22 protein-coding genes are annotated in these 22,981 nt (G+C 73.8%); 11 read left to right on the top strand and 11 right to left on the bottom strand.

All coding sequences use genetic code 11. The features are described from left to right. Window positions 1–99: 99 nt before the first annotated feature. Genes CHR28_RS00400 through CHR28_RS00390 form a run of 3 tightly spaced genes read right to left on the bottom strand, consistent with a single transcriptional unit; the run spans window position 100 to window position 1,987 of the window. Window positions 100–666 (bottom strand): roadblock/LC7 domain-containing protein, encoded by a 567-nt coding sequence (locus CHR28_RS00400; protein WP_094051356.1) that lies wholly within the window; start codon window positions 664–666, stop codon window positions 100–102. A 38-nt stretch (window positions 667–704) separates the two neighbouring features. Beyond that, complete coding sequence (locus CHR28_RS00395) at window positions 705–1,598, bottom strand: hypothetical protein (protein ID WP_094051355.1); 894 nt, start codon at window positions 1,596–1,598, stop codon at window positions 705–707. After that, window positions 1,595–1,987: a hypothetical protein gene (locus CHR28_RS00390; RefSeq protein ID WP_094051354.1), complete on the bottom strand. Its 393-nt coding sequence runs from the start codon at window positions 1,985–1,987 to the stop codon at window positions 1,595–1,597. The genes CHR28_RS00395 and CHR28_RS00390 overlap by 4 nt, the downstream gene beginning before the upstream one ends. 406 nt (window positions 1,988–2,393) lie before the next feature. Between CHR28_RS00390 and CHR28_RS00385 the strand changes: the two genes are divergently transcribed. The 3 genes from CHR28_RS00385 to CHR28_RS00375 all read left to right on the top strand — a co-directional run bounded on the left by CHR28_RS00385 (window position 2,394) and on the right by CHR28_RS00375 (window position 6,392). Next, complete coding sequence (locus CHR28_RS00385) at window positions 2,394–4,028, top strand: ABC-F family ATP-binding cassette domain-containing protein (protein ID WP_094051353.1); 1,635 nt, start codon at window positions 2,394–2,396, stop codon at window positions 4,026–4,028. 82 nt (window positions 4,029–4,110) lie between these two features. Then, window positions 4,111–5,763, top strand: coding sequence for an ABC-F family ATP-binding cassette domain-containing protein (locus CHR28_RS00380; protein WP_094051352.1), 1,653 nt, complete (start codon window positions 4,111–4,113; stop codon window positions 5,761–5,763). Continuing rightward, the gene (locus CHR28_RS00375; protein ID WP_094051351.1) at window positions 5,754–6,392 is read left to right on the top strand and encodes a CGNR zinc finger domain-containing protein; all 639 of its coding nucleotides are present in this window, start codon (window positions 5,754–5,756) and stop codon (window positions 6,390–6,392) included. The genes CHR28_RS00380 and CHR28_RS00375 overlap by 10 nt, the downstream gene beginning before the upstream one ends. A gap of 157 nt (window positions 6,393–6,549) precedes the next feature. Here the strand turns inward: CHR28_RS00375 and msrA are convergent, their stop codons facing one another. From msrA to CHR28_RS00360, 3 genes are all read right to left on the bottom strand, one after another. Then, complete coding sequence (gene msrA / locus CHR28_RS00370; protein WP_094051350.1) at window positions 6,550–7,065, bottom strand: peptide-methionine (S)-S-oxide reductase MsrA; 516 nt, start codon at window positions 7,063–7,065, stop codon at window positions 6,550–6,552. 232 nt (window positions 7,066–7,297) lie between these two features. Continuing rightward, a complete protein-coding gene (locus CHR28_RS00365) occupies window positions 7,298–8,473 on the bottom strand; it encodes a hypothetical protein (RefSeq protein WP_094051349.1) in 1,176 nt (391 codons plus the stop codon). A 46-nt stretch (window positions 8,474–8,519) separates the two neighbouring features. Continuing rightward, entirely contained in the window at window positions 8,520–9,578 is a 1,059-nt protein-coding gene (locus CHR28_RS00360) for a gluconolaconase (protein WP_094051348.1), read from the bottom strand. A gap of 678 nt (window positions 9,579–10,256) precedes the next feature. Here CHR28_RS00360 and CHR28_RS00355 point away from each other — a divergent pair. The 4 genes from CHR28_RS00355 to CHR28_RS00340 all read left to right on the top strand — a co-directional run bounded on the left by CHR28_RS00355 (window position 10,257) and on the right by CHR28_RS00340 (window position 15,121). Next, window positions 10,257–11,399 (top strand): hypothetical protein, encoded by a 1,143-nt coding sequence (locus tag CHR28_RS00355; RefSeq protein WP_094051347.1) that lies wholly within the window; start codon window positions 10,257–10,259, stop codon window positions 11,397–11,399. 91 nt (window positions 11,400–11,490) lie between these two features. Further along, window positions 11,491–12,021: a 2Fe-2S iron-sulfur cluster-binding protein gene (locus CHR28_RS00350; RefSeq protein WP_094051346.1), complete on the top strand. Its 531-nt coding sequence runs from the start codon at window positions 11,491–11,493 to the stop codon at window positions 12,019–12,021. Beyond that, entirely contained in the window at window positions 12,018–13,022 is a 1,005-nt protein-coding gene (locus CHR28_RS00345; RefSeq protein WP_094051345.1) for an FAD binding domain-containing protein, read from the top strand. Before CHR28_RS00350 ends, CHR28_RS00345 begins: the two co-directional genes overlap by 4 nt. After that, a complete protein-coding gene (locus tag CHR28_RS00340) occupies window positions 13,019–15,121 on the top strand; it encodes a xanthine dehydrogenase family protein molybdopterin-binding subunit (RefSeq protein ID WP_094051344.1) in 2,103 nt (700 codons plus the stop codon). The genes CHR28_RS00345 and CHR28_RS00340 overlap by 4 nt, the downstream gene beginning before the upstream one ends. A 60-nt stretch (window positions 15,122–15,181) precedes the next feature. On the opposite strand, the gene CHR28_RS00335 is transcribed toward CHR28_RS00340, so the two are convergent. Next, entirely contained in the window at window positions 15,182–16,864 is a 1,683-nt protein-coding gene (locus CHR28_RS00335; RefSeq protein WP_143655753.1) for a hypothetical protein, read from the bottom strand. A 246-nt stretch (window positions 16,865–17,110) separates the two neighbouring features. Here CHR28_RS00335 and CHR28_RS00330 point away from each other — a divergent pair, with 246 nt between their 5' ends. The 3 genes from CHR28_RS00330 to tgmB all read left to right on the top strand — a co-directional run bounded on the left by CHR28_RS00330 (window position 17,111) and on the right by tgmB (window position 18,745). Next, on the top strand, window positions 17,111–17,422 hold the full coding sequence (locus CHR28_RS00330) for a YkvA family protein (protein ID WP_094051342.1): 312 nt from the start codon (window positions 17,111–17,113) through the stop codon (window positions 17,420–17,422). 131 nt (window positions 17,423–17,553) lie between these two features. Beyond that, on the top strand, window positions 17,554–17,745 hold the full coding sequence (tgmA, locus tag CHR28_RS00325) for a putative ATP-grasp-modified RiPP (protein ID WP_094051341.1): 192 nt from the start codon (window positions 17,554–17,556) through the stop codon (window positions 17,743–17,745). Window positions 17,746–17,761: 16 nt separating this feature from the next. Beyond that, on the top strand, window positions 17,762–18,745 hold the full coding sequence (tgmB, locus tag CHR28_RS00320) for an ATP-grasp ribosomal peptide maturase (RefSeq protein WP_094051340.1): 984 nt from the start codon (window positions 17,762–17,764) through the stop codon (window positions 18,743–18,745). A gap of 46 nt (window positions 18,746–18,791) precedes the next feature. Here the strand turns inward: tgmB and CHR28_RS00315 are convergent, their stop codons facing one another. Together CHR28_RS00315 and CHR28_RS00310 are read right to left on the bottom strand one after the other, a co-directional pair. Then, window positions 18,792–19,019: a hypothetical protein gene (locus CHR28_RS00315; RefSeq protein ID WP_094051339.1), complete on the bottom strand. Its 228-nt coding sequence runs from the start codon at window positions 19,017–19,019 to the stop codon at window positions 18,792–18,794. A 137-nt stretch (window positions 19,020–19,156) separates the two neighbouring features. After that, entirely contained in the window at window positions 19,157–19,630 is a 474-nt protein-coding gene (locus tag CHR28_RS00310) for a hypothetical protein (RefSeq protein ID WP_094051338.1), read from the bottom strand. Window positions 19,631–19,814: 184 nt separating this feature from the next. On the opposite strand from CHR28_RS00310, the gene CHR28_RS00305 reads away from it, so the two are divergent. Further along, window positions 19,815–20,825 (top strand): GlxA family transcriptional regulator, encoded by a 1,011-nt coding sequence (locus CHR28_RS00305; protein ID WP_094051737.1) that lies wholly within the window; start codon window positions 19,815–19,817, stop codon window positions 20,823–20,825. A gap of 2 nt (window positions 20,826–20,827) precedes the next feature. Here CHR28_RS00305 and CHR28_RS00300 read toward each other — a convergent pair whose 3' ends face one another. Together CHR28_RS00300 and CHR28_RS00295 are read right to left on the bottom strand one after the other, a co-directional pair. Then, window positions 20,828–21,079: a DUF5133 domain-containing protein gene (locus tag CHR28_RS00300; RefSeq protein ID WP_094051736.1), complete on the bottom strand. Its 252-nt coding sequence runs from the start codon at window positions 21,077–21,079 to the stop codon at window positions 20,828–20,830. Window positions 21,080–21,192: 113 nt separating this feature from the next. Next, entirely contained in the window at window positions 21,193–22,962 is a 1,770-nt protein-coding gene (locus tag CHR28_RS00295) for an ABC transporter ATP-binding protein (protein WP_094051337.1), read from the bottom strand. Between the last annotated feature and the right edge of the window lie 19 nt (window positions 22,963–22,981).

The following is a 22,981-nucleotide window of genomic DNA, read 5'->3' as shown; positions in this document are numbered from 1 at the left end:
GGTTCGGAGCGGCGCCGCGGTTCAGGCGCGGGCCGTCCCGGGGCCGGGCGGCGCGAAGGCCGGGCAGTCGAGGGCCGGGCGGTTCGGGCGCCGGGCGGTTCAGGTGCCGGCCTGGGGGCGCGACGGGTGGGCGGGGCGCTGCGGGGTGCGTACCGGCAGGGTCCCGATGGGCCGGGTGGCGGTGGCCGGGGGTGCGGCGGTGAGGTGTTCCTCGGTGTCGGGCCCGGCCGCGGAGCCCGGCTCCGGCGTCGGCGCGGTGGCCGGCCGGTCGGCGTGGCGGCCGGTGCCCGGGCCGACGCGCGTGGCGACCAGGTCGGCGATCCGGGCCCCGCTGCGCCGGCCCTCCAGGTGGAGGCGGCCGACGTTGACCCGGTCCTCGGCGAGCAGGGTGAGGACGGCGGTGGCGCCGGCCGCGTAGGTCGCGACGTACCCTCCCGAGCCGCGCACGAGCAGTTCGCGGAAGTCGCCGCGGGCGGCGGCGTCGGTCATGCGGTAGGCGACGCCGAGGGCGGCGGCGGTGAGGGCCGCGAGTCCCTCCGGCTCGGTGTCGGGCACGTCGTGCGCGAGAACGAGTCCGTCGACGGTGGCCGCGAGCGCGCCGGTCAGCCGGGGTATGCGGGTGCGCAGCCCGCGCAGTTCGTCCAGGACGTCGGTCTCGACGGCCATGAGCAGTCTCCTTTCGGCACGCTGTCGTCGCGCGCGGATCACAGTGCCTCCAAGGCGTGCAGGAGCCGTCGCAGCAGAGCGGTCTCGGGCTCGTCCGGGAACACGGGCACCGGCACGGGGGACCCGGCGGCGGGGGCCGGGGACATCACCGGCGCGCCTGGTGCCGGCGGCGCCCCGGGCACCACGGAGGCTGCGGGAGCCGAGGGGGCTGCGGGAGCCACGGAGTCCGCCGGGCCGGCTGCGGGAGCCACCGGGTCCGCCGGGGCGACCATCCCGGCGGCGGCCAGACGGCGGAGTTCGACCAGGGTGTGGAAGGTGCGGCAGGCGAGGGTTGTGGCGATCTGGGCGGCGGTGCGGACGCCGTCGACCTGGGCGAGTATCCGGCTGCGGCGGGCGGGCAGGTCCGCGGACCCGGCGTCTTCTATGCGCGCGAGCGGTGCCCGGTCGACGGCCGGTTCGGGCCATATGCGGTGCAGCAGCTCGCGGCGACGTCTGGACTCGCGCAGGACGGTGTCCACCGGTACGGAGCGGACGGCGCCGAGCCAGTGCGCGACTCCGGGCCGGAAGCGCAGGGCGGGTCCGTCGTGGGCGAGGACGAAGTACGCCGCGTCGAAGAGGGCGCCGAGGTGGCACAACTCCAGTGCTCCGGCGGCGAGATGGCCGCTGTCCACGAGCTGCCGCCCCACGCGGCAGCGGCGGCCGGCCCGGTCGATCGCCTCCCACCAGCCGTCCGGGGCGAGCGCTCCGCTGTGCGTGAGCAGGTCGCCGAGGGCGGGTGCGTGGGCGGACTCGACATGGACGACGTGTCCGGCGGCCAGGTAGACGATCCCCGCCTCGGTGGACAGGGCACCGCTCGCGCTGCGCTCGGCCAGAGTGGCGAGCTGGGCCGAGGCCGGTTCGTCGGTGCGTGAGGTGAGGATCTGCGTGATCATCCGAGCACCAGTCTGTCCGCCATCTCGGCCAGCCGTATGCGGGCCAGCGCCAGGTTGCCGTCCGTGCGGTCGAGCCATAAGTGCAGGAACACCGTGCTGTCGAAGGTCGTGGTGACGAACCTCAGCAGGTGGTACGAGTCCGTGTTGGTCAGGATCAGGTCCTGCACGGGTGGCTCCTTGCCCAGGCCGGCGTCCGCCGGGGCGAGTACGCCGCTCTCCGTGGCGAGCCGGGCGAGCTCGGCGGTCTCCGCCGCCGTCGCCTCCGGGTCGCCGCCCGGAGCCTCACCCACGGCGCCCAGGGCGAGACCGCTGATCCAGTCGACCACCGCCGCCCCCCGGGCACCGGGCAGCCGCATGGCTTCCAGAAGACTTTCGTCGATTCCGGGCACGCCGAATCCCCTCCCCCTGCACGGCCGTTCCCGCGAACGTGAGCACGACACTACGGTGGGTGCACGGCCCAGGTGAACGCTTTGGCATTTTCCAAAGGAATGTGCAGGGAAGCGGGCGAGGCGTGACCGCGCATGAGCGGAAGCGGGCAGGATACGACGCTCGGCGGCTCGTCGCAGCCCACGGTTTCGCGGGGCCGGCTGTTACGCTGTAAGTGGCCTTGACCGTGCAACGAGGGGTTCACAGACGTGGTGGGTGACGACGACATCTCCGGGTGAGATCCGGATCTGACGGCCGCCGGACGCGCCGAGGAGCGCAGCCGAAGTGGCCGGTTCGTCATACCCCCTTGTCCCACGTCTGCCCAGGGCGGAGCTCTCTCTGCCCGCGCCCTTTCCGAGGTCGCTCCCCATGTCCGACGCCGCCGTCGTCTGCTCCCACGTGTCCTTCGCCTGGCCGGACGACACCCCCGTCTTCCAGGACCTGTCCTTCACCGTCACGGCCGGCCGTACCGGCCTGGTCGCCCCCAACGGCTCCGGCAAGAGCACGCTGCTGAAGCTGATCGCCGGGGAACTCCCGCCCGCCATCGGCTCGTTGTCGGTGAACGGCACCCTCGGCCACCTCCCCCAGACCCTCCCTCTGACCGGCGACCTCACCGTCGCCGAGGTGCTCGGGGTCGCCGCGGTGATCCGCGCCCTGGACGCCGTCGAGTCCGGTGACGTGAGCGAGGAGCACTTCGTCACCATCGGCGACGACTGGGACATCGAGGAGCGCACCCGCGCCCAGCTCGACCGTCTCGGCCTGGCCGGCCTCGCCCTTGACCGCCGCCTCGGCACGCTCAGCGGCGGCCAGGTCGTCTCCCTCGGGCTCGCCGCCCAACTGCTCAAGCGCCCGGACGTCCTCCTCCTGGACGAGCCGACCAACAACCTCGACGCGCAGGCCCGGCACAAGCTCTACGACGTGCTGTCGGACTTCGGCGGCTGTCTGCTGCTGGTCAGTCACGACCGCGCGCTCCTCGACCGCATGGACCGCATCGCCGAACTCGGCAGCGACGAACTCCGCCTCTACGGCGGTGACTTCACGGCCTACGAGGAGGCCGTGCGCGCGGAGCAGGAGGTCGCCGAGAAGAACGTCCGCACCGCCGAGCAGGAACTGAAGCGGGACAAGCGGGAGATGCAGCAGGCCCGGGAGCGCGCCGAGCGCCGGGCGAGCAACGCGGCGAAGAACCTCAAGAACGCAGGCCTGCCGAGGATCTTCGCGGGCACCATGAAGCGGGGCGCGCAGGAGTCGGCGGGCCGGGCGGGCCAGACGCACGAAGCCCGCGTCGGGGAGGCCAGGGCCCGGCTCGACGAGGCCGGGCGTGCGCTGCGCGACGAGCAGCGCCTCGCCCTCGACCTGCCCGACACGCAAGTGCCCGCCGGGCGGCCCCTCTTCCTCGGCGAGGGGATGCAGGTCCGCCTCGGCGGCCGACCGGTGTTCGCGGAGGGCGGTGTCGACCTGACGATCCGGGGCCCCGAGCGGATCGCGCTGACCGGGCCCAACGGCGTAGGGAAGACGACCCTGTTGCGTCTGGTCACCGGCGATCTCACCCCGGACGGCGGGGAGATCAGGCGCAACGACGGCCGGATCGCGTACCTCTCGCAGCGCCTGGACCTGCTGGACGAGGACCGCACGGTCGCGGAGAACTTCGCCGCCTACGCCCCGCGGCGGCCCGAGGCGGAGCGCATGAACCTGCTAGCCCGCTTCCTCTTCCGGGGCGCCCGGGCCCATCTCCCCGTCCGGGTGCTCTCCGGCGGCGAACGACTGCGCGCCACGCTCGCCTGCGTGCTGTACGCCGAACCCGCTCCGCACCTGCTGCTGCTCGACGAACCGACCAACAACCTCGACCTGGTCGGCGCCGGCCAGCTGGAGAGCGCCCTCGACTCCTACCGGGGCGCCTTCGTGGTGATCAGCCACGACGAGCGGTTCCTCGCCGAGATCGGCGTCGGCCGCCTGCTGCGGCTGGAGGACGGCAGGCTCACGGAGGCAGGGGTGTCCGCGGTGTGATCCGCCGGACCGGCAGTGGCCCGCGTCCGCGGCCGTGCGCCCGGCGGGCCGACCCGCTCGATCACCCCAGGGACGGATACCTGTGACCCAGCCCTCTCTGATCGCCCACGACCTCGTCCGCGTCCTGGGCGGGCGCCGCGTCCTCGACGGCGTCTGCCTGACCGCCTCCCCCGGCCGGCGCATCGGCCTGATCGGGGAGAACGGCGTCGGCAAGTCGACGCTCCTGCGCGTGCTCGCCGGCGTGGACGAACCCGACGGAGGAAGCGTCTCGCGCCCCGCCGACCTGGGCTTCCTCCACCAGGAGATGCCCTTCGACGCCGGCGCCACCCTCGCCACGGTGCTGGACGAGGCCCTGCGCGAGGCCCGCGAGGACCTCTCGGAGCTCGAACGGCTCGGGGAGGAACTCGCCCGGGTGCCCCGGGACGACCCCGGTCACCAGCGGCTCCTGGACGCCTACGGCAGACGGCTCGAACAGGCTCAGGACCGGGAGTCCTGGGACGCCGACCGCCGCGCGGCCCTGGTGCTGGAAGGGCTGGGACTCGGCGCGCTGCGGCACGACCGCACCCTCGGTTCGCTCTCCGGCGGGCAGCGCGGCCGGCTGGCCCTGGCGGCCCTGCTGGTGCGGCGCCCGTCCGCGCTGCTGCTGGACGAGCCCACCAACCACCTCGACGACGATGCCGCCGCCTTTGTGGAGGAGCAGCTCCGCGCCCTGCCCGGGGCCGTGGTGTGCGCCGGCCACGACCGGGCGTTCCTCGACGCGGTCTGCACCGATGTCGTAGACCTCGATCCGGCGGTGCACGGACCGGTGCGCTACGGCGGCAACTACAGCGCCTATCTGGGTGAGAAGCGCGCCGAGCGGGAGCGCTGGGAGCGGCGGTACGAGGAGGAGCGGCAGGAGTGGGAGGCGCTGCGTCACTCGACGGGGGTGACCGCGCGCCGGGTGGCTCCGGACCGGGGGCCGCGCGACAACGAGAAGATGGGCTACGGCCACCGAGGCGGCCGGGTGCAGAGCCAGATCTCCCGCCGGGTGCGCAACGCCGGGCGGCGGCTGGCGGAGCTGGAGCGCACCCGGGTCGCCGAGCCGCCCCGGCCGCTGCGGTTCGCGGCCGTCGAACTCGCCGCCCCCGCGGAGGAGGACCCGCGGCCTCTGGTGTCGCTGCGTGACGTGCGGGTGCCGGGGCGGCTCGCCCTGGGCGCCCTGGACGTGCCGGCGGCGGACCGGCTGCTGGTCACCGGCGGCAACGGGACGGGCAAGTCGACGCTGCTCGCCGTGCTCGCCGGGCGGCTGCGGGCCGAGGGCGAGGTGCGCAGGCGGGAGGGGGTGACGGTGGGGCTGCTCGCCCAGGATTCCGTGTTCGAGCGGCCCGACCGCACGGTCCGGGACACCTATCGGCTGTCGCTGGGCCCGGAGCGGGCCGAGCGGGTGCCGCTTGCCTTGCTCGGTCTGCTGCCCGAGGCGGCCCTGGACCAGCCCGTCGGGCAGTTGTCCGTCGGGCAGCGCCGGCGCCTGGACCTGGCGCTGCCGGTGGCCCGCCCGCCGCAACTGCTCCTGCTCGACGAACCCACCAACCACCTCTCCCCCCGGCTGTGCGACGAACTGGAGGAGGCGCTGGGCACCGCGCCGGGTGCGATCGTGGTCGCGAGCCACGACCGCCGGCTGCGGGGACGGTGGCAGGGCCGTGAGCTCCGTCTGGGCACGGATGGCGGCGACGACCGACAGCGGCCATGCCCGTAGGGGCGGTCACCGGCCTGCACGGTGACGTGTCGTTGCCCGGCCGAACCGTCACCCGTCAGGATGGTGAGGTGAATCGTGGTGATCATGTCTTCGTCTGCGGGCACCCGGCGCTGGACTTCGCCGCGACGCTGCGCGCCCGGCGCTCGACGCGGTGCGAGATGTTCACGACGCCGGACAGACTGAACGCCTGGTATCTGGAGTCCGGGCTCGTGGACACGATCACTCCCGCGGAGCAGGACGACGTCCGTGCGGCCGTCGCCGTGCGCGAGGCGGTCCACCGGCTCGTCACCAACCGCCGCCTCGGCGAGGAGTTCGACCGGGAGGCGCTCGCGGTGCTCAACGCCGCCGCGCGCAAGGCCCCGGTGACGCCGCAGCTCACGCTGACGGGCCGGCACACCGACGCCACTCCGGAGCAGGCGCTGGCCACGGTCGCCCGGCAGGCGGTGGAGCTGCTCAGCGGCCCGGACGTGCCCCTGATGAAGGAGTGCGGGGACGCCGAGTGCACCCGGGTCTACCTCGACCGGTCCCGCGGCATGCGGCGGCAGTGGTGCGGCATGGAGTCCTGCGGCAACAGGATCAAGGCGGCGGCGTACCGCGCCCGCAGGAGGACGCTCCGGCAGAGCGGCTGAGGCGGTGACGCCGCGCGGGCAGCTCGTCACCGGTCGAGAAGGTGACCTGCCGAGGGCTCACCGCGTCACAGGCCCGGCTCGAGCGCCAGGCAGGAGCAGAAAACAAGCGCGGCCGGGGAGGGAGGACCTTCCCGGCCGCGCTCGTGGGGCGCGCGGTTCAGGACTCCGCGCGCTTGGGCAACCGCCAGTTCGGGCGCGGGAAGTGGCAGGTGTAGCCGTCGGGGTAGCGCTGGAGGTAGTCCTGGTGCTCCGGCTCGGCCTCCCAGAAGGGACCGGCCGGTACGACCTCGGTCACCACCGGGCCCGGCCACAGCCCGGACGCCTCGACGTCGGCGATGGTGTCCTGCGCGATGCGCCGCTGCTCGTCGTCCAGGTAGAAGATGGCGGAGCGGTAGCTGAGCCCCACGTCGTTGCCCTGCCGGTTGCGGGTGGTCGGGTCGTGGATCTGGAAGAAGTACTCCAGGATCGCGCGGTAGTCGGTGGCCGTGGGGTCGAAGACGATCTCGATCGACTCCGCGTGCCGCCCGTGGTCCCGGTAGGTGGGGTGGGGCTTGCCGTCGTCACCGCTGTAGCCCACCCGGGTGCGCACGACCCCGGGCAGCGACCGGATCAGTTCCTGCATCCCCCAGAAGCAGCCACCCGCGAGCAGCGCCCTCTCCTCGACGTCGCTCATGGCGCGTCCCCTTTCTCTCTGCGTCGATCCACGCGGCTCCAGCCTCGCACACCGGCCGCGGAAACCGGGATCGCCCGTCACCCTTCGAGACGGTGACGCGCGCGCGTGCGCCGGCAACGACCGGGACACGACGCTGTGCGGCCTCGGCACGACCTGGCAACCGGCGGCGGACGGCCTTCGGCACCGGCCGGAAGGGCGCCGCCGGAGCGCGGCGCCCGCCGGTGCCGATCCGTCAGGCCCTGCGCTCCGGCGGCACCACCACCATGCCGACGCCGCCCAGGCCCCGGGCCGCGCGCAGGGAGATCTGCCACAGCTCTCCCGCGTGGTTGCTGACGAGGATCCGGTCACCGGCACCGTCCAGGGCGAGGCCCTCGCAGACGCCCAGACCGGTCGCCACGACGCGCTGGGCGCCATCGGCCAGGGTGATCTCGTACAGGCGCCCGCCCCTGTGGTCACAGGTGTAGGCCCGACCGGTCCCGTCGAGCACCACGCGTACGGTGCTCGCCCCGTCCAGGCTGGTCACCAGGCGGTGGGTGCCGTCCGCCAGGTCGACCTCGAACAGGTCGCCGCCGCCCTCCCGCCGGCCGACGTACGCCTTGCCCTGCCCGTCCAGCGCCACCCCTGCGATGCCGCCCGGCAGGGCCTCGGTGACCGTCCGTTTCCCGCCGCTGCCCAGGTCGACCGCGACCAGGTGCCCGTCGGCCCAGTTGGCGACGTACGCCGTGCCCACGCCGTCCAGGGCGACGCCGTACGCGCCCGGGACGTCGGCGACCTTGCGGGACGTGCCGCTGGAGAGGTCCACCGCGAGCAGACGGGCGCCGGCGTAGTCCGTGGTGTAGGCCGTGCCCTCGCCGTCCACCGCCACGTCGCCCAGGTCGCCGAGGCCGCTCGCGACCACGTGGTGGGCGCCGGTGTCGAGCTTCACCGCGGACAGTTTCCGGCCGGCCCGGTCGGCCACATAGGCCGTGTTCCGGGCCGGGTCCACTGCGAGGCCCTCGGACGCTCCCAGGCCCGTGGCGATCCGGGCGAAGCTCGTCCGGCTGCCGATCATCTTCGCCAGGTCCTCCGGCTTCGGCAGGTCCTCGGGGCTGAGGTCCACCTTCGGCGGCCCGGCCGCCTTCACGGCCGACGCGGCCATCCCGGACGTCGCACCGGGGTCCTCGGCGACCTGGCGCTGAGCAGCGGAGACGTCCTGGAACTTCTGCAGGAGAGGGCCGAGGAACCCCATCACGGCGAAGGCCCCGTGAGCCGTCTGGCGCATCACCCCCGGATCGCGCTCGTTCTCCAGATCGCGCACATCGCCCGAGACGCCGTCGGCGCCGGGGGTGTCGCGGTTGAGGTCGTCGGCGGCTTTCCTGGCGGAACCGGCTTCGCTCCCACCGGCATCGAACACGTTCTTGAAGGACACGGCCTTGTCTCCCGATCTCCTCGACGGACGGTGACACCGAAGGCGGTCAGAGCGGCTGCTTCTGGCTCTCGTAGTCGATCTTCTCGGGCTGGAACACCCGGTGCTCGCCGACCCTGACGGCGACGACCTCGGCCACGCCCTTCTGCAGGAAGCGCCTGTTCTCGTCCGCCATGTCGAAGTAGTTGCTGGCATGGGCGATCTCACTGAGCGGCCAGGCGATGACCTGCGCATGGCGCGGGGTCGCCGCCTGCGGAGGCGTCCACTGCACGGGCACCGGCTCCGGGTAGTACAGGGCGACCCACCCGCCGAAGGTGACCGGGATCGCGTAGTCGAAACGCCTGATCTGCCGTCGTGTGGTGGCCATGACGTCGACCCGGCTGGGCACCTTCAGGCTCAGCGACGAGGTGTGCTTCCACGCGGTGGTCAGCGAACCGCTGACCGATGCGGTGATCCCGAGCATCAGCTGGGCCGACAACTCTCCGGTCCCCGTGACGGTGCTCGACGCCGTCGTCGTCCCCGTCGCCTGGACCTGTGACTCGTTGTCGACGCCGACGTTGTCCTTGCTGTTCTTCACGGTCGTCTTCTGGGACTGGTTCAGCGCCATGGCCTTCTGCAACTGGGCCTGCACCGACGCGGTGGCCTTGGCGCCGAACGTGAGCTGCACCGTGCCCTGGAGGGACCAGCTGATCGTGTTCGAGACCGAGAACTCGACCGTGTCCGTCGCGGTGATCTCGATGGGGTCGGTGGCGTTCACGTAGGTTTGCTTGGACAGCATGTCGGGGGGCGGCTGGAGGATGTCGCTCTGCTCCTCGATCAGCGGCACGCCCAGATTCATGTAGGCCCGCCATCCGCGCTCCAGCGCCGTGTTCTCCTCCTCGGGAAACCGGCCGTACCGCACGCCGTTGAGGGAGAAGCCCACCGGAGTGATCGGCTCCCCTCCGCCCTCGGGGGTTCTCTTCAGCGACTTCAGGTTCCGTTCCAGGATGGAATCGGCCTTGGCCGCGATGTCGAGCTCTTCCTGGTTCCTCGTGGTGAGCGGGTGCCGCATGAACACGTCGCCGAGGTAGGCCCGGCCGACGGGGTTGGTCGCGCTGTCCTTGCCCACTTGTCTCAACTCTCCTTCAGCCGTGTGTGCCCTGTGGTGACGCGGCGTTCGGAACTGCAGGCCGTACGACGTGCGGGGGATCGCGGCGTGCGCGGGAGCATCTCGGGCCGGACGGAGACGCTTCGCTCTCCGGGCCGGGACGCGCAGCCACGACCACCGGTCTACAGGGCGGCCGGCGGACCGGACCAGGCGTGTACACCGGGCGTGCGGGTCGGACGGGGCAGGACGGCGCTTCTTCCGATAAGAGGAGCAAGACGTCTGCTGAAGGAGAACGAGACGCTTCTGCGCGCTGCGTCGTCTCCGCGGCCGGCGAGCGGGGTGGGCGGGCGCCCCCGCCAGTGGGAGGTGCTCGCCCCGTGCGGACGCGCGGCGAGCAGGGCCCGTCCCGATGCGGATGGAGGGCGGGCCCTGCTCGTGCGCACCATTGTCGGGACCGCGCGCCGGCGGGGCCACGAGTGAGATCCACCGATGTGCGCGCGGCGCGCACACCCCGTGCGCGCGGCGCAGCTGCCGCGCCCCTCGCTCCACCGCCGGGCGCCGCCGGATGCCGCACCGCGCCGCGCCCGGGACACATGCCGCGGCGCAGCCGGGGTAGGGACTGCGTGACCCCGGGTCACACCCACCTGCCTGCGGTGACGATACTGGCAGGCGCACGTACTCCCGCTTACAGATGGACCCATGCCGACATCCGACACCGCCCGCCCCCTGACCCCCGCCACGGTGTGGCTGGCGCGCGGCCGCCATGCCTCAGGCGCCGCGGAAGACGTCCTCCGGCGCTCGCTGCAGCGGCGCAAGGACGACCGGGACATCGACGACTTCCTGGAGCTGCCCGAGGCCGAGACCGGTCCGGCCGAGCGGGTCTTCGAGGCCCGCTGGCGGGCCGGCGACGGTGTGACCGTGCGCGCCCGGCTGAGCGTCGCGGCCGGGGCGGACGACCGCCAGGAGTGGCTGCTGGCCGCCGAGGCCGAGGAGCCGTGGTGCGACCACTGGCCGTCCCCCGCCGCGCTGTTCTGGCCGCAGGAGCCGGACACCGCCTGGGACCAGGACGCCACCGCGCAGCTGTCCCTCGGCGAGATCAACCCCCTGCCCCGGGACGACAAGGAGGTCCGGCGCCTGCTGCGCGGTGCGGTGCGGGGCGGGTGGCACATCCATGTGGTCGTCCACGAGGCGATGACCACCGACGACCGCGGCCGGGTGCCGCTGGCGCGCTGGCTGCCGCCGGGGCTGCGGCACCGCGTGGTGGAGCACCGCGCCGCGCCGCAGCAGTTGCGCGGGCTGAACTGGGCGCTGCGGGACGCGGGCGTGGAGGTGCCGCGCGGCGGTGCCGTGGTGCTGCCCGGCACCCCGGCACCCGAGGGCTACGACGCCCGGGACTTCTCCGTGCGGGCGGTCTTCCTCGACGGTTCGGAGCCGGCCGACCTGGTGGACACGGTCCGGCGGTTCGCCGCGCTGCCCAGGCCCCTGCCCGTCGGCGCCGAGGAGCCCCTCAGGGCGCTGCGCGAGGACTGGCACCTGCTGACGCTCCAGGAGGAGCTGGACCGCCAGCGCGGCCTGGTGGCCATGTACGCCGAGGCGCTGGAGGCCATGACGAAGTCGCGTGACCTGTACCGGGAGGCGGCCGAACGCGCCCACGAGGCGCTGGCGGCCTACCAGGAGACGGCGGCGGCCGCTCCCCCGCGCGAGCAGTCGCCCGACGCGCCCGCCGCGTCCCCGCTCCAGCAGATCACACGCACGTTCGAACGCTTCAAGGCGATCCTGCCCGCGGCCCCGTCCCGGGACGGCGAGAGCGCCGAGGCCCAGCAGGTGAGATCCGAGCGTTAGCGCCTCCCTCGCCGGGCGCGCGTGTCAGGCGTGCTGTCGTGGATACGCGGTGCCCACGGCAGTACGGCCCGCCCGGGAAGGTCCACCACGCATGGGCAACGACCAGCACCGTTCGGAGACGACGCTCCGCGTCAACGGCAAACCCCACACGCTCACCGTCGACCACCGGCGGGTCCTGCTGGACCTCCTGCGCGAGGACCTGGACCTGACCGGCGCCAAGAAGGGCTGCGACCACGGCCAGTGCGGTGCCTGCACGGTGCTGGTGGACGGGCGGCGCGTCAACAGCTGCCTGCTGTTCGCGGTCGCCCTGGACGGCTGCGAGGTCACCACCGTGGAGGGCCTGACCGGTGACGCGGAGGAACCGCACCCGCTGCAACGGGCCTTCCTGGAGCGCGACGCCTTCCAGTGCGGCTACTGCACGCCGGGCCAGATCTGCTCCGCGGCCGGCATGCTCGCCGAGGCCGCGGCCGGCCACCCGTCGCACGTCACCGACCCGGCCACGCCCCCGGGCACGCCGGTAACCCTGGACCGCATGGAGATCCGGGAACGGCTGAGCGGCAATCTGTGCCGCTGCGGCGCCTATCCGAGGATCGCCGAGGCCGTCGAGGACGTGATCGAATGAAGGAGTTCGCCTACGTCCGCGCCGGGAGCGTCGAGGAGGCGACCACCGCGTACGCCTCGCACCCCGGTGCCCGCTACCTCGCGGGCGGCACCAACCTGGTCGATCTGATGAAGCTCGGCGTCGAGACGCCCGCCGCCCTCGTCGACGTCACCCGCCTGCCGCTGGACGCGGTGGAGGAACTGCCGGACGGGGGCCTGCGGATCGGGGCGACGGTCCGCAACAGCGACCTCGCGGCCCACCCCCTGGTCCGCGACCGGTACCCGGCGCTGTCCCAGGCGGTCCTCGCGGGCGCCTCCGGGCAGCTGCGCAACGCCGCCACGACCGGCGGGAACCTGCTCCAGCGCACCCGGTGCCCCTACTTCCAGGACCTGTCGAAGCCGTGCAACAAGCGCGAGCCGGGCAGCGGCTGCGGCGCGCGCGACGGCGTCCACCGCGATCACGCCGTGCTCGGGCACTCGGCGCACTGCATCGCCACCCACCCCTCCGACATGGCGGTGGCGCTGGCCGCTCTCGACGGGCGGGTCGAGCTGTCCGGGCCCGACGGCGCCCGGAGCGTCGCCGCGGCCGACTTCCACCGGCTGCCCGGGGACCGGCCCGAGCGGGACACCGAGATCCGCCCGGGCGAGCTGATCACCGGCGTGGTGCTGCCGGCCGCGACGGCCGGGCTGCCCTCGGCGTACCGCAAGGCACGTGACCGGGCCTCGTACGCCTTCGCGCTCGCGTCCGTCGCGGTCGTGCTGCGGCTCCGGGACGGCGTGACCGACCGGGTCGCGATCGCCTTCGGGGCGCTGGCACACCGGCCCTGGCGGGCCCGGCGCGCGGAGGAGGCGCTCACCGGGGCCGCTCCGACCGCCGCCGCGTTCGAGCACGCCGTCGACCTGGAGCTGTCCGCCGCGCGGCCGCTGCGGGACAACGGCTACAAGGTGCCGCTCGCCCGGAACCTCGCCGTGGACGTGCTGTCCCGGCTCACGGACACCGCGCTGGGCAGGAGGGCCTCATGACCGGCACCACGGGCGCTCCGGCCGAACGCCGGGAGGGCCGCGAGAAGGTCGGCGGCACCGCCCGCTACGCCGCCGAGTTCCCGCTCCCCGGCCGGGTCCAGGCCTGGCCCGTGCCCGCGGCCGTGGCCCGGGGGCGCGTGACCGGCATCGACACGGCGGCCGCCCTGGCCGTGCCCGGTGTGCTCGACGTCCTCACCCACGAGAACGCGCCGCGGCTCGCGGAGCCGGACGACGCCACGCTCGCCGTGCTGCAGGATCCCCGGGTCCCGCACCGCGGCTGGTTCGTGGCCCTGGTGGTGGCCGAGACCCTGGAGGCGGCCCGGGCGGGCGCCGCCGCGGTCCGCGTCGGCTACGAGGCCGGGAAGCACGACGTCGTCCTCACCCCGTCACACCCGGGCCTGTACGTGCCCGAGGAGGCCAGCGCGGGGCAGCCGGGCGTACGCGAACAGGGCGATCCCGACGGCGCGTTCGAGAACTCGGCCGTCCGCGTCGACGTCGCCTACCGGGTGCCGCCGCTGCACAACCACCCCATGGAGCCGCACGCCAGCACCGCCCGCTGGGAGGACGGCCGGCTCCTGGTGCACACCTCCAGCCAGGGCGCCCACACCGTACGGGCCGTGCTCGCGGGGCTGTTCGGCCTGCCCGAGGAGCGGATCGTCGTCACGGCCGAACACGTCGGCGGCGGCTTCGGTTCCAAGGGCACACCGCGGCCCGACGTGGTGCTCGCCGCGATGGCGGCGCGGCACACCGGCAGGCCGGTCACGGTGGCCTTCCCCCGCCGCTACCTGCCGGCCGTCGTCGGGCACCGCGCCCCGACCCTGCACCGGCTGCGCCTCGGGGCCGACGCCGACGGACGGCTCTCCTGCCTCACCCACGAGGTCACCACGCACACCTCGCGCGTCAAGGAGTTCGTCGAGCACGCGGCGGTGCCCGCCCGCATCATGTACGCCGCGCCGCACCGCCGGACCCTGCACCGGGTCGCGGCGCTGGACGTGCCCTCGCCGTCGTGGATGCGGGCGCCGGGCGAGGCACCGGGGATGTACGCGCTGGAGTCCGCCGTGGACGAGCTGGCGGGCGAGCTGGGCATGGACCCGATCGAGCTGCGCGTGCGCAACGAGCCGGACGTCGAACCGGACAGCGGCAGGCCGTTCAGCAGCCGGCACCTGGCCGAGTGCCTGCGCGAGGGCGCCCGGCGGTTCGGGTGGGACCGGCGGGATCCGCGCCCCCGCTCGCGCCGGGACGGGCCGCTGCTGCTGGGGACGGGCGTGGCGGCGGCGACGTATCCGGTGCTGGTTGGGCCCTCCACGGCCGAGGCGCGTGCGCTGTCCGACGGCACGTTCGCGGTGCGGACCGACGCCACCGACATCGGCACGGGCGCCCGGACCGTGCTGGCGCAGGTGGCGGCCGACGCGCTGGAGGTGCCGCTGGAACGGGTGCGGATCGAGGTCGGCAGCACCGAACTGCCGTCGGCTCCGCTGGCCGGCGGCTCGTCCGGCACCGCCTCCTGGGGCTGGGCGGTCCACGAGGCCTGCGCCCGGCTGACGCACCGGCTCGCCGGGCACACCGGCCCGCTGCCCCTGCAGGGCATCGACGCCCACGCGGACACCACGGGGACGGCGGACGCCGAGAGCGCATATGCGCGGCACGCCTTCGGGGCGCACTTCGCCGAGGTCGCCGTGGACACGGCCAGCGGCGAGGTCCGGGTGGCCCGTCTGCTGGGGGTGTACGCCGCCGGGCGGATCCTCAACGCCCGTACCGCGCGCTCCCAGTTCGTCGGCGGCATGACGATGGGGCTGGGCATGGCGCTGACCGAGGGCAGCACGATGGACGCCGCGTTCGGTGACTTCGTGGAGTCGGACCTGGCGTCGTACCACGTGCCGGTGCACGCGGACGTCGCGGAGATCGAGGCGCACTGGCTCGACGAGGACGACTCCCGGCTCAATCCGATGGGCAGCAAGGGGATCGGGGAGATCGGCATCGTGGGGACGGCCGCGGCGATCGGCAACGCGGTGCACCACGCCACGGGCGTCCGCTTCCGCGAACTGCCCCTCACACCCGACCGGGTGCTGGCCGGACTGCCGGCCCGCGGCACGTCGTAGCGCACGGGCCGGACCGGGGCCGCGGCGAGCGGATCCGGTCCGGTACGAGGCCCATGCGGGTCACTCCGCCGGGCGGGGTGCCTCGGGCGCGGGGACGGCCGCCCACTCCCGGCCGGCGATCGGCGCCAGTACACGGAAGACCAGCGCGACGAGGGCCAGCAGGGCCGCGCACACCGCGGTCGCGGCGGCGAGCCACGGTGGGGCGAGCGCGAGATCCACGGCCCGGGACAGGGACGCCGAAGGGAAGGAACTCCCGTACGCCTGGGCGCCGGCCAGCACCGTGGGCACCAGCACCGCCCCGGCCAGCACCACGGCGACGGGCCGCAGGGCCAGCAGCAGTGCCAGCACCGTGCACAGCACCGACAGGCCGAGCGCGAACGCGTGCAGGCGCAGGGACGCCTCCCCGCGCTCCAGCGGGAAGTGCGCCACCGCGCACACGGCCAGCGCCAGGGCGGCCAGCCAGCCCGACCAGGACACGGACCGGGCGAGCCGGTCGCTCGCGCGGTCCTCCTCGCCGGGCGGGGCGGCGTCGAGTGTCCGGTGCGTGCCGCCCGAACCGGCGCGTGCCGGGCGGCCCTTGCCCGCGCGGGCCGGCTGCCCGGATCCGTCGCCGCCGGCCTCGGGGCGAGAAGTGCCGTGCGCCGGGCGGCCGTTGCGGTCCAGGCGTTCCAGGCCGAGGCGGTCGATCAGTTCGACCAGCTCCCCGACCGACCGGCCGGTGGCCGCCGCCCGGAGGGCCTCCTCCCGGACGTGGGGCTCCTGCGGCTCCTTGTGCAGCAGGGTCACCAGCCGGGTCACCTCCTCGACGGGGCGGTGGGCGGCCGCGGCCCGGATCGCCTCGTCCGCGCAGTCGGCGTCGCGCGGGGGCTTCGTCAGCAGGGCGATCAGCCGGGACACGTCCTCCACGGGCCGGGCCACCCCGGCCGTGCGGAGCGCGTCGACCCGGGCCTGGTCGTGGTCCGTCGACTCCTCCAGCGAGGTGATGAGGTCCACGACCTCCTCCAGCGGCCGGTCGGCCACGGCGGCGTGCACGAGGTCGCTGACGGCGTCGCCGTAGGGTGCCGCGACGGTGCCGGTGCCGGGCCGGAGTTCGACCGGGTTGTCGTCCAGGGAGCGGATGACGAAGGGCCGGGCCGCCTCGGGCTCGTCCGGGCCGGAGGCGGAAGCGGCCGCATGCTCCTCCGGACCGGACGCGGAAGCGGCCGCGGGCAGGTCCGGGCCGGACGCGGAGGTGGCCGCGGGCAAGTCCGGGCCGGACGCGGAGGTGGCGTCCGGGCCGGGGCCGGGCGGTGCGGTGGGCCGGGCCTCCGCCGGGTCCGTCCAGTCCTGACCGGGAGTGACGGGCGGGGCCTCGCCGGGGTGCGGCCGTTCCCGGCCGGGAGCGGCCGGCGGGGCCTCCGCGGGATCCGTCCAGGCCCCGTCGCCCGGAGCGGGCCGCACGGGCGGGCGGTACGGGTCGGGGGCCGCGGAAGGGGCGTGGGCCGGCCGCTCCGGCACGGCGAGGGGCTGCGGGCCCGCCACGGCCGCCGGGTGGGATCCGGGGGCGGCGGGGCCGGGGCCCGCCGGCGCGGCCTGGGACGGGCCGTACGCCGGGTACAAGCCGGCGGGGGGCTGCGCGCTCGTCTGCTCCACCGGGTGCGTACCGGTGGCGGCGGTGGTCTCGGCGGACGGCTGGGCGGACCCGTTCGGCTCCCGGGATATGGCAGGTTCGTTCGAGCGGGGTGATGAAGAGCAGGTGGTCATACTCGCCTCCAAGGGAAGAGTGCGGCCGCTCCTGCGCCCCCCGTCGTGTGACGAGCGACGTTACGGTGACCATTACTAGGCGCCCCCGACACACCGTGCCACTCGGGTGAGCCACCGGGATGACCGCCCGCACGGGAAAATCCGCCGACACGACGACATGTCGGGCCCCGAGCGCAATACAGCCGCCGGAAACGGGAATCCAGAAGGTGACACCCCGGGTCGCGGCACGCCAGGAGGGGGCAACCCGTGGATACGACCACAACGGTGATCACGGTGGCCGCCGTGCTCGCGGCGATCGTCCTCGTCTGCGCCGTCGGCATCCTCGTACGGCTCGTGCGGACCCGCCGCGATCTGCGGCGCGCGGGACTGCCCACGGGGCCGCGCTGGGTCTTCTGGGGCGCGGTGCTCTATTTCGTGCTGCCCGTCGACCTTCTGCCCGACCCGGTGTACCTGGACGACATCGGCGTCCTGCTGCTCGCTCTGCGCACCGTCCGCGGCTCCCTCGGCGTACGGGAGCGCAAGCCGGCACCCCCGCCGGACCGGCAACCGGCGCGATGACTACGGAAAGTAAGGAAACCAACCACCCGTTCGATTCGTATAAGTCTCTGGAAGCCGAAACGAGCCGGCGGACCGGACGGCCACGCCCCTGGACCCCACTCGGTCGGCGCAGTACCGACGAGGGAGAGACGATGCAACCGTTCGCGCTCAACTACGCGCGCCCGGCAGTGGAGTTGGACGCTGCCATTCCGTACGTGTACGACGCCGGACTGCAGTTGAACGTACTCCGCGACGGACGGGTCGCGGCCTGTGACTTCGCCCTGCTCAGAGAGTTCGGCACCACGACGTCCACCGCCGGTTCCAAGACGCACTTCGACGACTGACCACGGGCCGCCGAAGATGACCGTACTGATCCTCACCTGCGAGGAGGACGTGACGGCGGACATGGTGGTCGTGCACCTGAACGCGACGGGGGTCCCGGTGGTCCGCGTCGACCCCGCCGATCTGACCGCGGGCGTCGCGCTGTCCGGGGAGTACGTGCACGGCCGGTTCCGCGGCCATCTGTCCGCCGGGGGGCGGCTGGTGAGCATCGGGGGGCTCCGGTCGGTCTGGGTGCGCCGGCCCGGTGTGCCGGCGGCGCGAGCGGCGCAGCCGTCCGCCTGGCTGACCGAGGAGGCCGCGCAGGCGCTCTACGGGACGCTGCGCGGCTCGGACGCGCGGTGGATGAACCATCCCGACGCGGCCCGGCGGGCCCGGCACAAGCCGTGGCAGCTGCGGCTCGCCCAGCGGTGCGGCCTGCCCGTGCCGGCGACGCTCATTACGACGTTTCCGCGCGCCGCCCGCGAGTTCGCCGAGCGCTATCCGGACCTGGTGGTCAAGCCGGTGTCGGGCGCGCATCCGCAGGATCCGCCGCGGGCCGTGCCGACCAGCCGGGTCGCACCGGACACCGACTTCTCCGCCGTGGCCTTCGGGCCGACGCTGCTGCAGCGGCGGATCGCCAAGCGGGCGGACATCCGGCTGACCGTCGTGGGCGAGCGGATGCTGGCCGCCCGCAAGGCGGCCGCCGTGGACGCCGATCCCGAGGAGGTCGACGTGCGATTCGCCGCACCCGGCTCGCCCTGGCAGCCGGTCGAGGTGCCGCCGCGCATCGCGTCGGCCGCCCGTTCCTACCTGGTCGAGGCCGAACTGGCCTACGGGGCCTTCGACTTCGTGGAGGACGTGGACGGGACCTGGTGGTTCCTGGAGTGCAACCAGTCGGGACAGTTCGGGTTCGTCGAGGTGGAGACGGGGCAGCCGATCGCCCGGGCCATCGCCGAGTGGCTGGCCCGGCCCGTTCCGGAGCAGCCGTCGCACCTCAACGGCCTCGACTCCACGGTCCGTTGAGCGCCGGGTCCGGCATCCGCACCGGGCCCGGGTCCGGTTCAGCGGGTCACTGCGGCCGCGGGCCGGGCAGCATGGCCGTGCGCTGCCAGCCCGTGCCCGGGGAGTGCGGACGGTCGTAGCCCGGGGAGTGCGGACGGTCGTAGCCCAGGGACTGTGAGGGCCGCATGACCAGCTCCAGTTCCCTGCTCACCCGTTCGGCCTCGCGGCGCACCTGTGCGGGTACGTCGCCGCGCTCGGCGATGAGTCGGTCGTAGATGGGGGAATCCTGGAACACCCGTCAACGTGCCTTTCTGCTCGTCGGCCCCGAGCGGGGGCGAGACTGCGAGTGTAGGCGGCACGGAGTCCCGGAGTGTGAATTCCTTGGGATGACTTGACGCAGACCGGACATCTGTGACAGGCGCGCGCGAGCCTTCAGGCTCCCGTCGTGGAGCCGGGCCGGACGATCATCAGGACGGTGACGGTGGCCCACAGGAGGTTGAAGATGCCGGTGAACATGGCGAGTTGCACGGTGTCCCGGCGGTCGACGGCCTGCTCGCCCCTGAGTTGGCCGAGGAGTTCCTCCTGGCGGGGCAGGACGAAGGCGGCCAGGACTCCCGCGGCCGCGGCGGTCAGGGCGATGGAGGTCACGAGCCACCCGCTGCCCAGGACGCCCATCACGGCCCCGGTGGCGAGACCGAGGACGGGGACGCTCACTCCGACACCGGCGTAGACGCGGCAGATGCGGTGGAGCAGCGCCACCGTGCCGACCGCGGCGGGGTCGGGGGCGCCGCCGTCCGCCGGGGCCGTGCGCCGGGCCGCCGGCGGGAACATGCTGGCCGCGACGGTCACCGGACCGACGGCGACGATGGCGGCGAGGACATGGAGGGACAGCAGGAACTCGGTCACCGGGGCTCTTTCCACGAAGACGATCGACGGCGCTCACGTTAAGGAGCCCCGGCCCGCTCGCCCATGGGCTGGAACGACAGCTTCCGACGGATTCCCGCCAACGCGCCGACCTGGCCGGTTGTGCCTCGCCCCGGGGTGGTCCCCGGATCCCGGGCCTGGCGGGAATGCGCCTAGGGTGGCGTTCATGCACTCTGTGGCGATCCTCGTCCTCGATCACGTGGTGCCGTTCGACATGGCGGCCCCTCAGCAGACGTTCGCCTGGACGCACCTGCCGGACGGGCGGCCCGCCTACCGGGTCCGGCTCTGCGCCGAGACGCCGGAGGTGCGCGCGGACGGCGGTTTCACGCTGCGCGTGGAGCGCGGTCTGGAGGCGCTGGCGGACGCCGACACGATCATCGTGCCCGGCTGCTCCCCCGGTGCGCCGCCGCCGTCCGCCCGGGTGCTGGCGGCCCTGCGGCAGGCGGCCGAGGCCGGCACCCGGATCGCGTCCGTGTGCGTGGGCGCCTTCGTCCTGGCGGAGGCGGGGCTGCTGGACGGTCTGCGCGCGACCACGCACTGGGTGGCCGCGGGCGAACTGGCCCGCCGCTTCCCCCGGGTCGAGGTGGAGCCGGACGTGCTGTACGTGGACAACGGGCAGATCCTCACCTCGGCCGGTGCGGCCGCCGCGCTCGATCTGTGTCTGCACATGATCCGCCGGGACCTGGGCTCGGCGGTGGCCGCGAACATCGCCCGGATGTCGGTGATGCCCCTGGAACGGGAGGGCGGGCAGGCCCAGTTCATCGTGCACGAGCACCCGCCCGTGCCCCGGGGGTCGGAGCTGGAGCCGGTGCTGGAGTGGATCGAGGACCACCTGGCGCACGAGGTGACCCTGGCCACACTGGCGGCGCGCGCCGGGATGAGCGAGCGGACGTTCAGCCGTCGCTTCCGCGAACAGACCGGCACCACGCCGTTGCAGTGGCTGCTGCGGGCACGGGTGCGGCGCGCCCAGTACCTGCTGGAGAACACCGACCACCCGGTCGAGCGGATCGCCCGGCAGGCCGGCTTCGGCTCCCCGACGGCGTTCCGGGAGCGGTTCCGCAAGGTGGCCGGCACCACGCCGTACGCGTACCGCGCGGCGTTCCACGGAAAGACCGCTGCCCCGGCGGTCCGGGCTCGGACCGCCGGGGCAGCTCCGGGTCCGGGCCCGGGTTCCTGATCTCAGCCGACCAGCGTCAGGCCGTTCTCCCCGTCCGTGTCCGCGGCAGTGGACCGCTCCTTGGTGAGCAGCAGCACGTCCGCCTTGGCGATGGCATCGCTGATGTCGGACGTCCCCATCATCACGCACAGCGTGTAACTGACGTCGTCCAGCTCGCGTGCCGTCGCCGGCGTGTGCCTCTCCGCCTGAGCGATCCTCAGCGACGCGTACCGCGTCAGCAACTCCCTGACGGCCTTCCGGTCCGGTACGAGCACGAAGCGCCCCTCTCTGTGGTTTGCGCTGCGTATGCCCGAACCACGCGGAAACATTCACACCTTTTCCTCAGCAGAGGCGGAAGTGACGAGAATTGACCGCCCGCTGATCACCTTCAGGCGAGCTGGCCGCTGTGCAGGGCCGTGTACGCCCCACCCCGGCGCAGCAGTTCCTCGTGTGTGCCGATCTCCTCGATCCGGCCGTCGCCCATCACCACGATCCGGTCGGCGCCCTGGACGGTGGACAGCCGGTGCGCGACGACGAACGTGGTGCGCCCGCGCAGCAGCCGGGCCAGGGCCTGCTGGACGAGCGCCTCCGAGCGGGTGTCGAGCGCCGACGTGGCCTCGTCCAGGACCAGCACCTTGGGGTCGCGGATCAGGGCCCGGGCGATGGCCAGCCGCTGGCGCTGCCCGCCGGAGAGCCGGGCGCCGTGCTCGCCGACCAGGGTGTCGAGGCCCCCGGGGAGCCGGTCGACGAACTCCAGCGCGTTGGCGTCGCGCAGGGCCGCCCGCACCGTCTCCTCGTCGGCGTCGTCCATGCCGTAGGCGACGTTCTCCCGGACGGTGCCGTCGAAGAGGACCGACTCCTGCGGCACGACCGACAGGAAGCGGCGGTAGGTGCGCAGGTCGAGGGTGTTCATGTCGGTGCCGTCGAGCAGCAGCCGCCCCGCGGTGGGGCGGATGAAGCCGATGACGAGGTTGAGCACGGTGGACTTGCCGGCGCCGGACGCGCCGACCAGGGCGACGGTCTCGCCCGGCCGCACGTCCAGCGTGAAGTCCCGTACGGCGGCGCGCCCGTCGGTCTCGTAGGCGTAGCCGACGTGCTCGAAGGTGACGGCTCCGCGCAGCGCGGTGAGCTCCGCCTTGCCCTGGTTGTCCTCCAGTTCCGGGGCCTGCAGCACCTCCCCCACGGAGCGGACCGACTCCAGGCCCTTGGTAATGACCGGCGCGAGACCCGCCAGTGTGGTCGTGGAGTTGGTGAGGGTGGTCAGGAACGCGCTGAGCATGACGACGTCGCCGGGGGTGACGCCCCAGACGCCGTGGTACGAGATGAGTGCCGCCCCGGCCAGGACCAGCACGCCGACCACGTTGACGACGACCCAGGCGAGGGAGCCGAACCGGCCGTTGACCAGGTCGAGCCGCAGGCCGGAGGTGAGCAGCCGGTCGAGGGTGCCGTCCATGCGGCGCAGCGCCTTGCCCTCCAGGCCGTGGGCGCGGGTCACGGGGATGAGCCGGGTCATCTCCGTGACGCGGGACGACAGGGTCTCCACCTCGTGACGGAAATGCTCGTTGTGGGTGCGCAGTCTCGCCCTCAGCCGGGCCACCAGGAGCGCGGCGGCGGGCACGACGACGAGGAAGACGGGCAGGAACTCGGGGGTGCGGACGGCGATGATGACGAGCCCGCCGGTGAGCACGGTGGTGGCGCCGAGTCCGATCTCGGCGGTCTGCTGGACCATCTGCTCGACGGTCTCCACGTCCCGGACGACCTTGGCCTGGAGGACGCTGGCGCTGACGCGGGAGTGGTAGCCGATGGAGAGCTGCTGCATGCGGGTGCACAGGGCGGAGCGCAGGGCGGTGCCCATGCGGCGGACGCTGCCGTACAGCAGGCGGACGTACAGCACGTGCAGCGGGTAGTTGATCAGCAGGATGAACAGGATGAGCCCGGTGCTGGTCCACAGGCGGCTCAGCGGCTGGTGCTGGACGACCGTGTCGATGAGGGACGCGGTGACCAGCGGCAGCAGCCAGATGGGACTGTGCTTGACGGTGAAGACGACGACGGCCAGCGAGAGCCGCCGGCGGTCGGCGCGGAACAGGTAGGCGAGCGTGCGGATCGGGTGCTCGCCCCGGTAGCGGTGGTCGAGGGGTCTGTCTGACGACGACGCCATCGGTGGTGGTCCTCCCCGG

The sequence above is a fragment of the Streptomyces sp. XY006 genome (assembly GCF_002237655.1).
GTDB classification, from domain to species: domain Bacteria; phylum Actinomycetota; class Actinomycetes; order Streptomycetales; family Streptomycetaceae; genus Streptomyces; species Streptomyces levis.
The sequence above is the reverse complement of the archived record's forward strand: the minus strand, read 5'-3'. Positions and strand labels throughout refer to the sequence as shown.

What these genes read in the sequence shown, in the direction of transcription:
- tgmB (WP_094051340.1), top strand. Translation starts at nt 17,762, where the DNA reads ATGACCGTACTGATCCTCACCTGCGAGGAGGACGTGACGGCGGACATG.
- CHR28_RS00345 (WP_094051345.1), top strand. Translation starts at nt 12,018, where the DNA reads ATGAAGGAGTTCGCCTACGTCCGCGCCGGGAGCGTCGAGGAGGCGACC.
- tgmA (WP_094051341.1), top strand. Translation starts at nt 17,554, where the DNA reads ATGCAACCGTTCGCGCTCAACTACGCGCGCCCGGCAGTGGAGTTGGAC.
- CHR28_RS00355 (WP_094051347.1), top strand. Translation starts at nt 10,257, where the DNA reads ATGCCGACATCCGACACCGCCCGCCCCCTGACCCCCGCCACGGTGTGG.
- CHR28_RS00395 (WP_094051355.1), bottom strand. Translation starts at nt 1,598, where the DNA reads ATGATCACGCAGATCCTCACCTCACGCACCGACGAACCGGCCTCGGCC.
- CHR28_RS00305 (WP_094051737.1), top strand. Translation starts at nt 19,815, where the DNA reads ATGCACTCTGTGGCGATCCTCGTCCTCGATCACGTGGTGCCGTTCGAC.
- CHR28_RS00400 (WP_094051356.1), bottom strand. Translation starts at nt 666, where the DNA reads ATGGCCGTCGAGACCGACGTCCTGGACGAACTGCGCGGGCTGCGCACC.
- CHR28_RS00375 (WP_094051351.1), top strand. Translation starts at nt 5,754, where the DNA reads ATGCCCGTAGGGGCGGTCACCGGCCTGCACGGTGACGTGTCGTTGCCC.
- CHR28_RS00335 (WP_143655753.1), bottom strand. Translation starts at nt 16,864, where the DNA reads ATGACCACCTGCTCTTCATCACCCCGCTCGAACGAACCTGCCATATCC.
- msrA (WP_094051350.1), bottom strand. Translation starts at nt 7,065, where the DNA reads ATGAGCGACGTCGAGGAGAGGGCGCTGCTCGCGGGTGGCTGCTTCTGG.
- CHR28_RS00340 (WP_094051344.1), top strand. Translation starts at nt 13,019, where the DNA reads ATGACCGGCACCACGGGCGCTCCGGCCGAACGCCGGGAGGGCCGCGAG.
- CHR28_RS00385 (WP_094051353.1), top strand. Translation starts at nt 2,394, where the DNA reads ATGTCCGACGCCGCCGTCGTCTGCTCCCACGTGTCCTTCGCCTGGCCG.
- CHR28_RS00350 (WP_094051346.1), top strand. Translation starts at nt 11,491, where the DNA reads ATGGGCAACGACCAGCACCGTTCGGAGACGACGCTCCGCGTCAACGGC.
- CHR28_RS00295 (WP_094051337.1), bottom strand. Translation starts at nt 22,962, where the DNA reads ATGGCGTCGTCGTCAGACAGACCCCTCGACCACCGCTACCGGGGCGAG.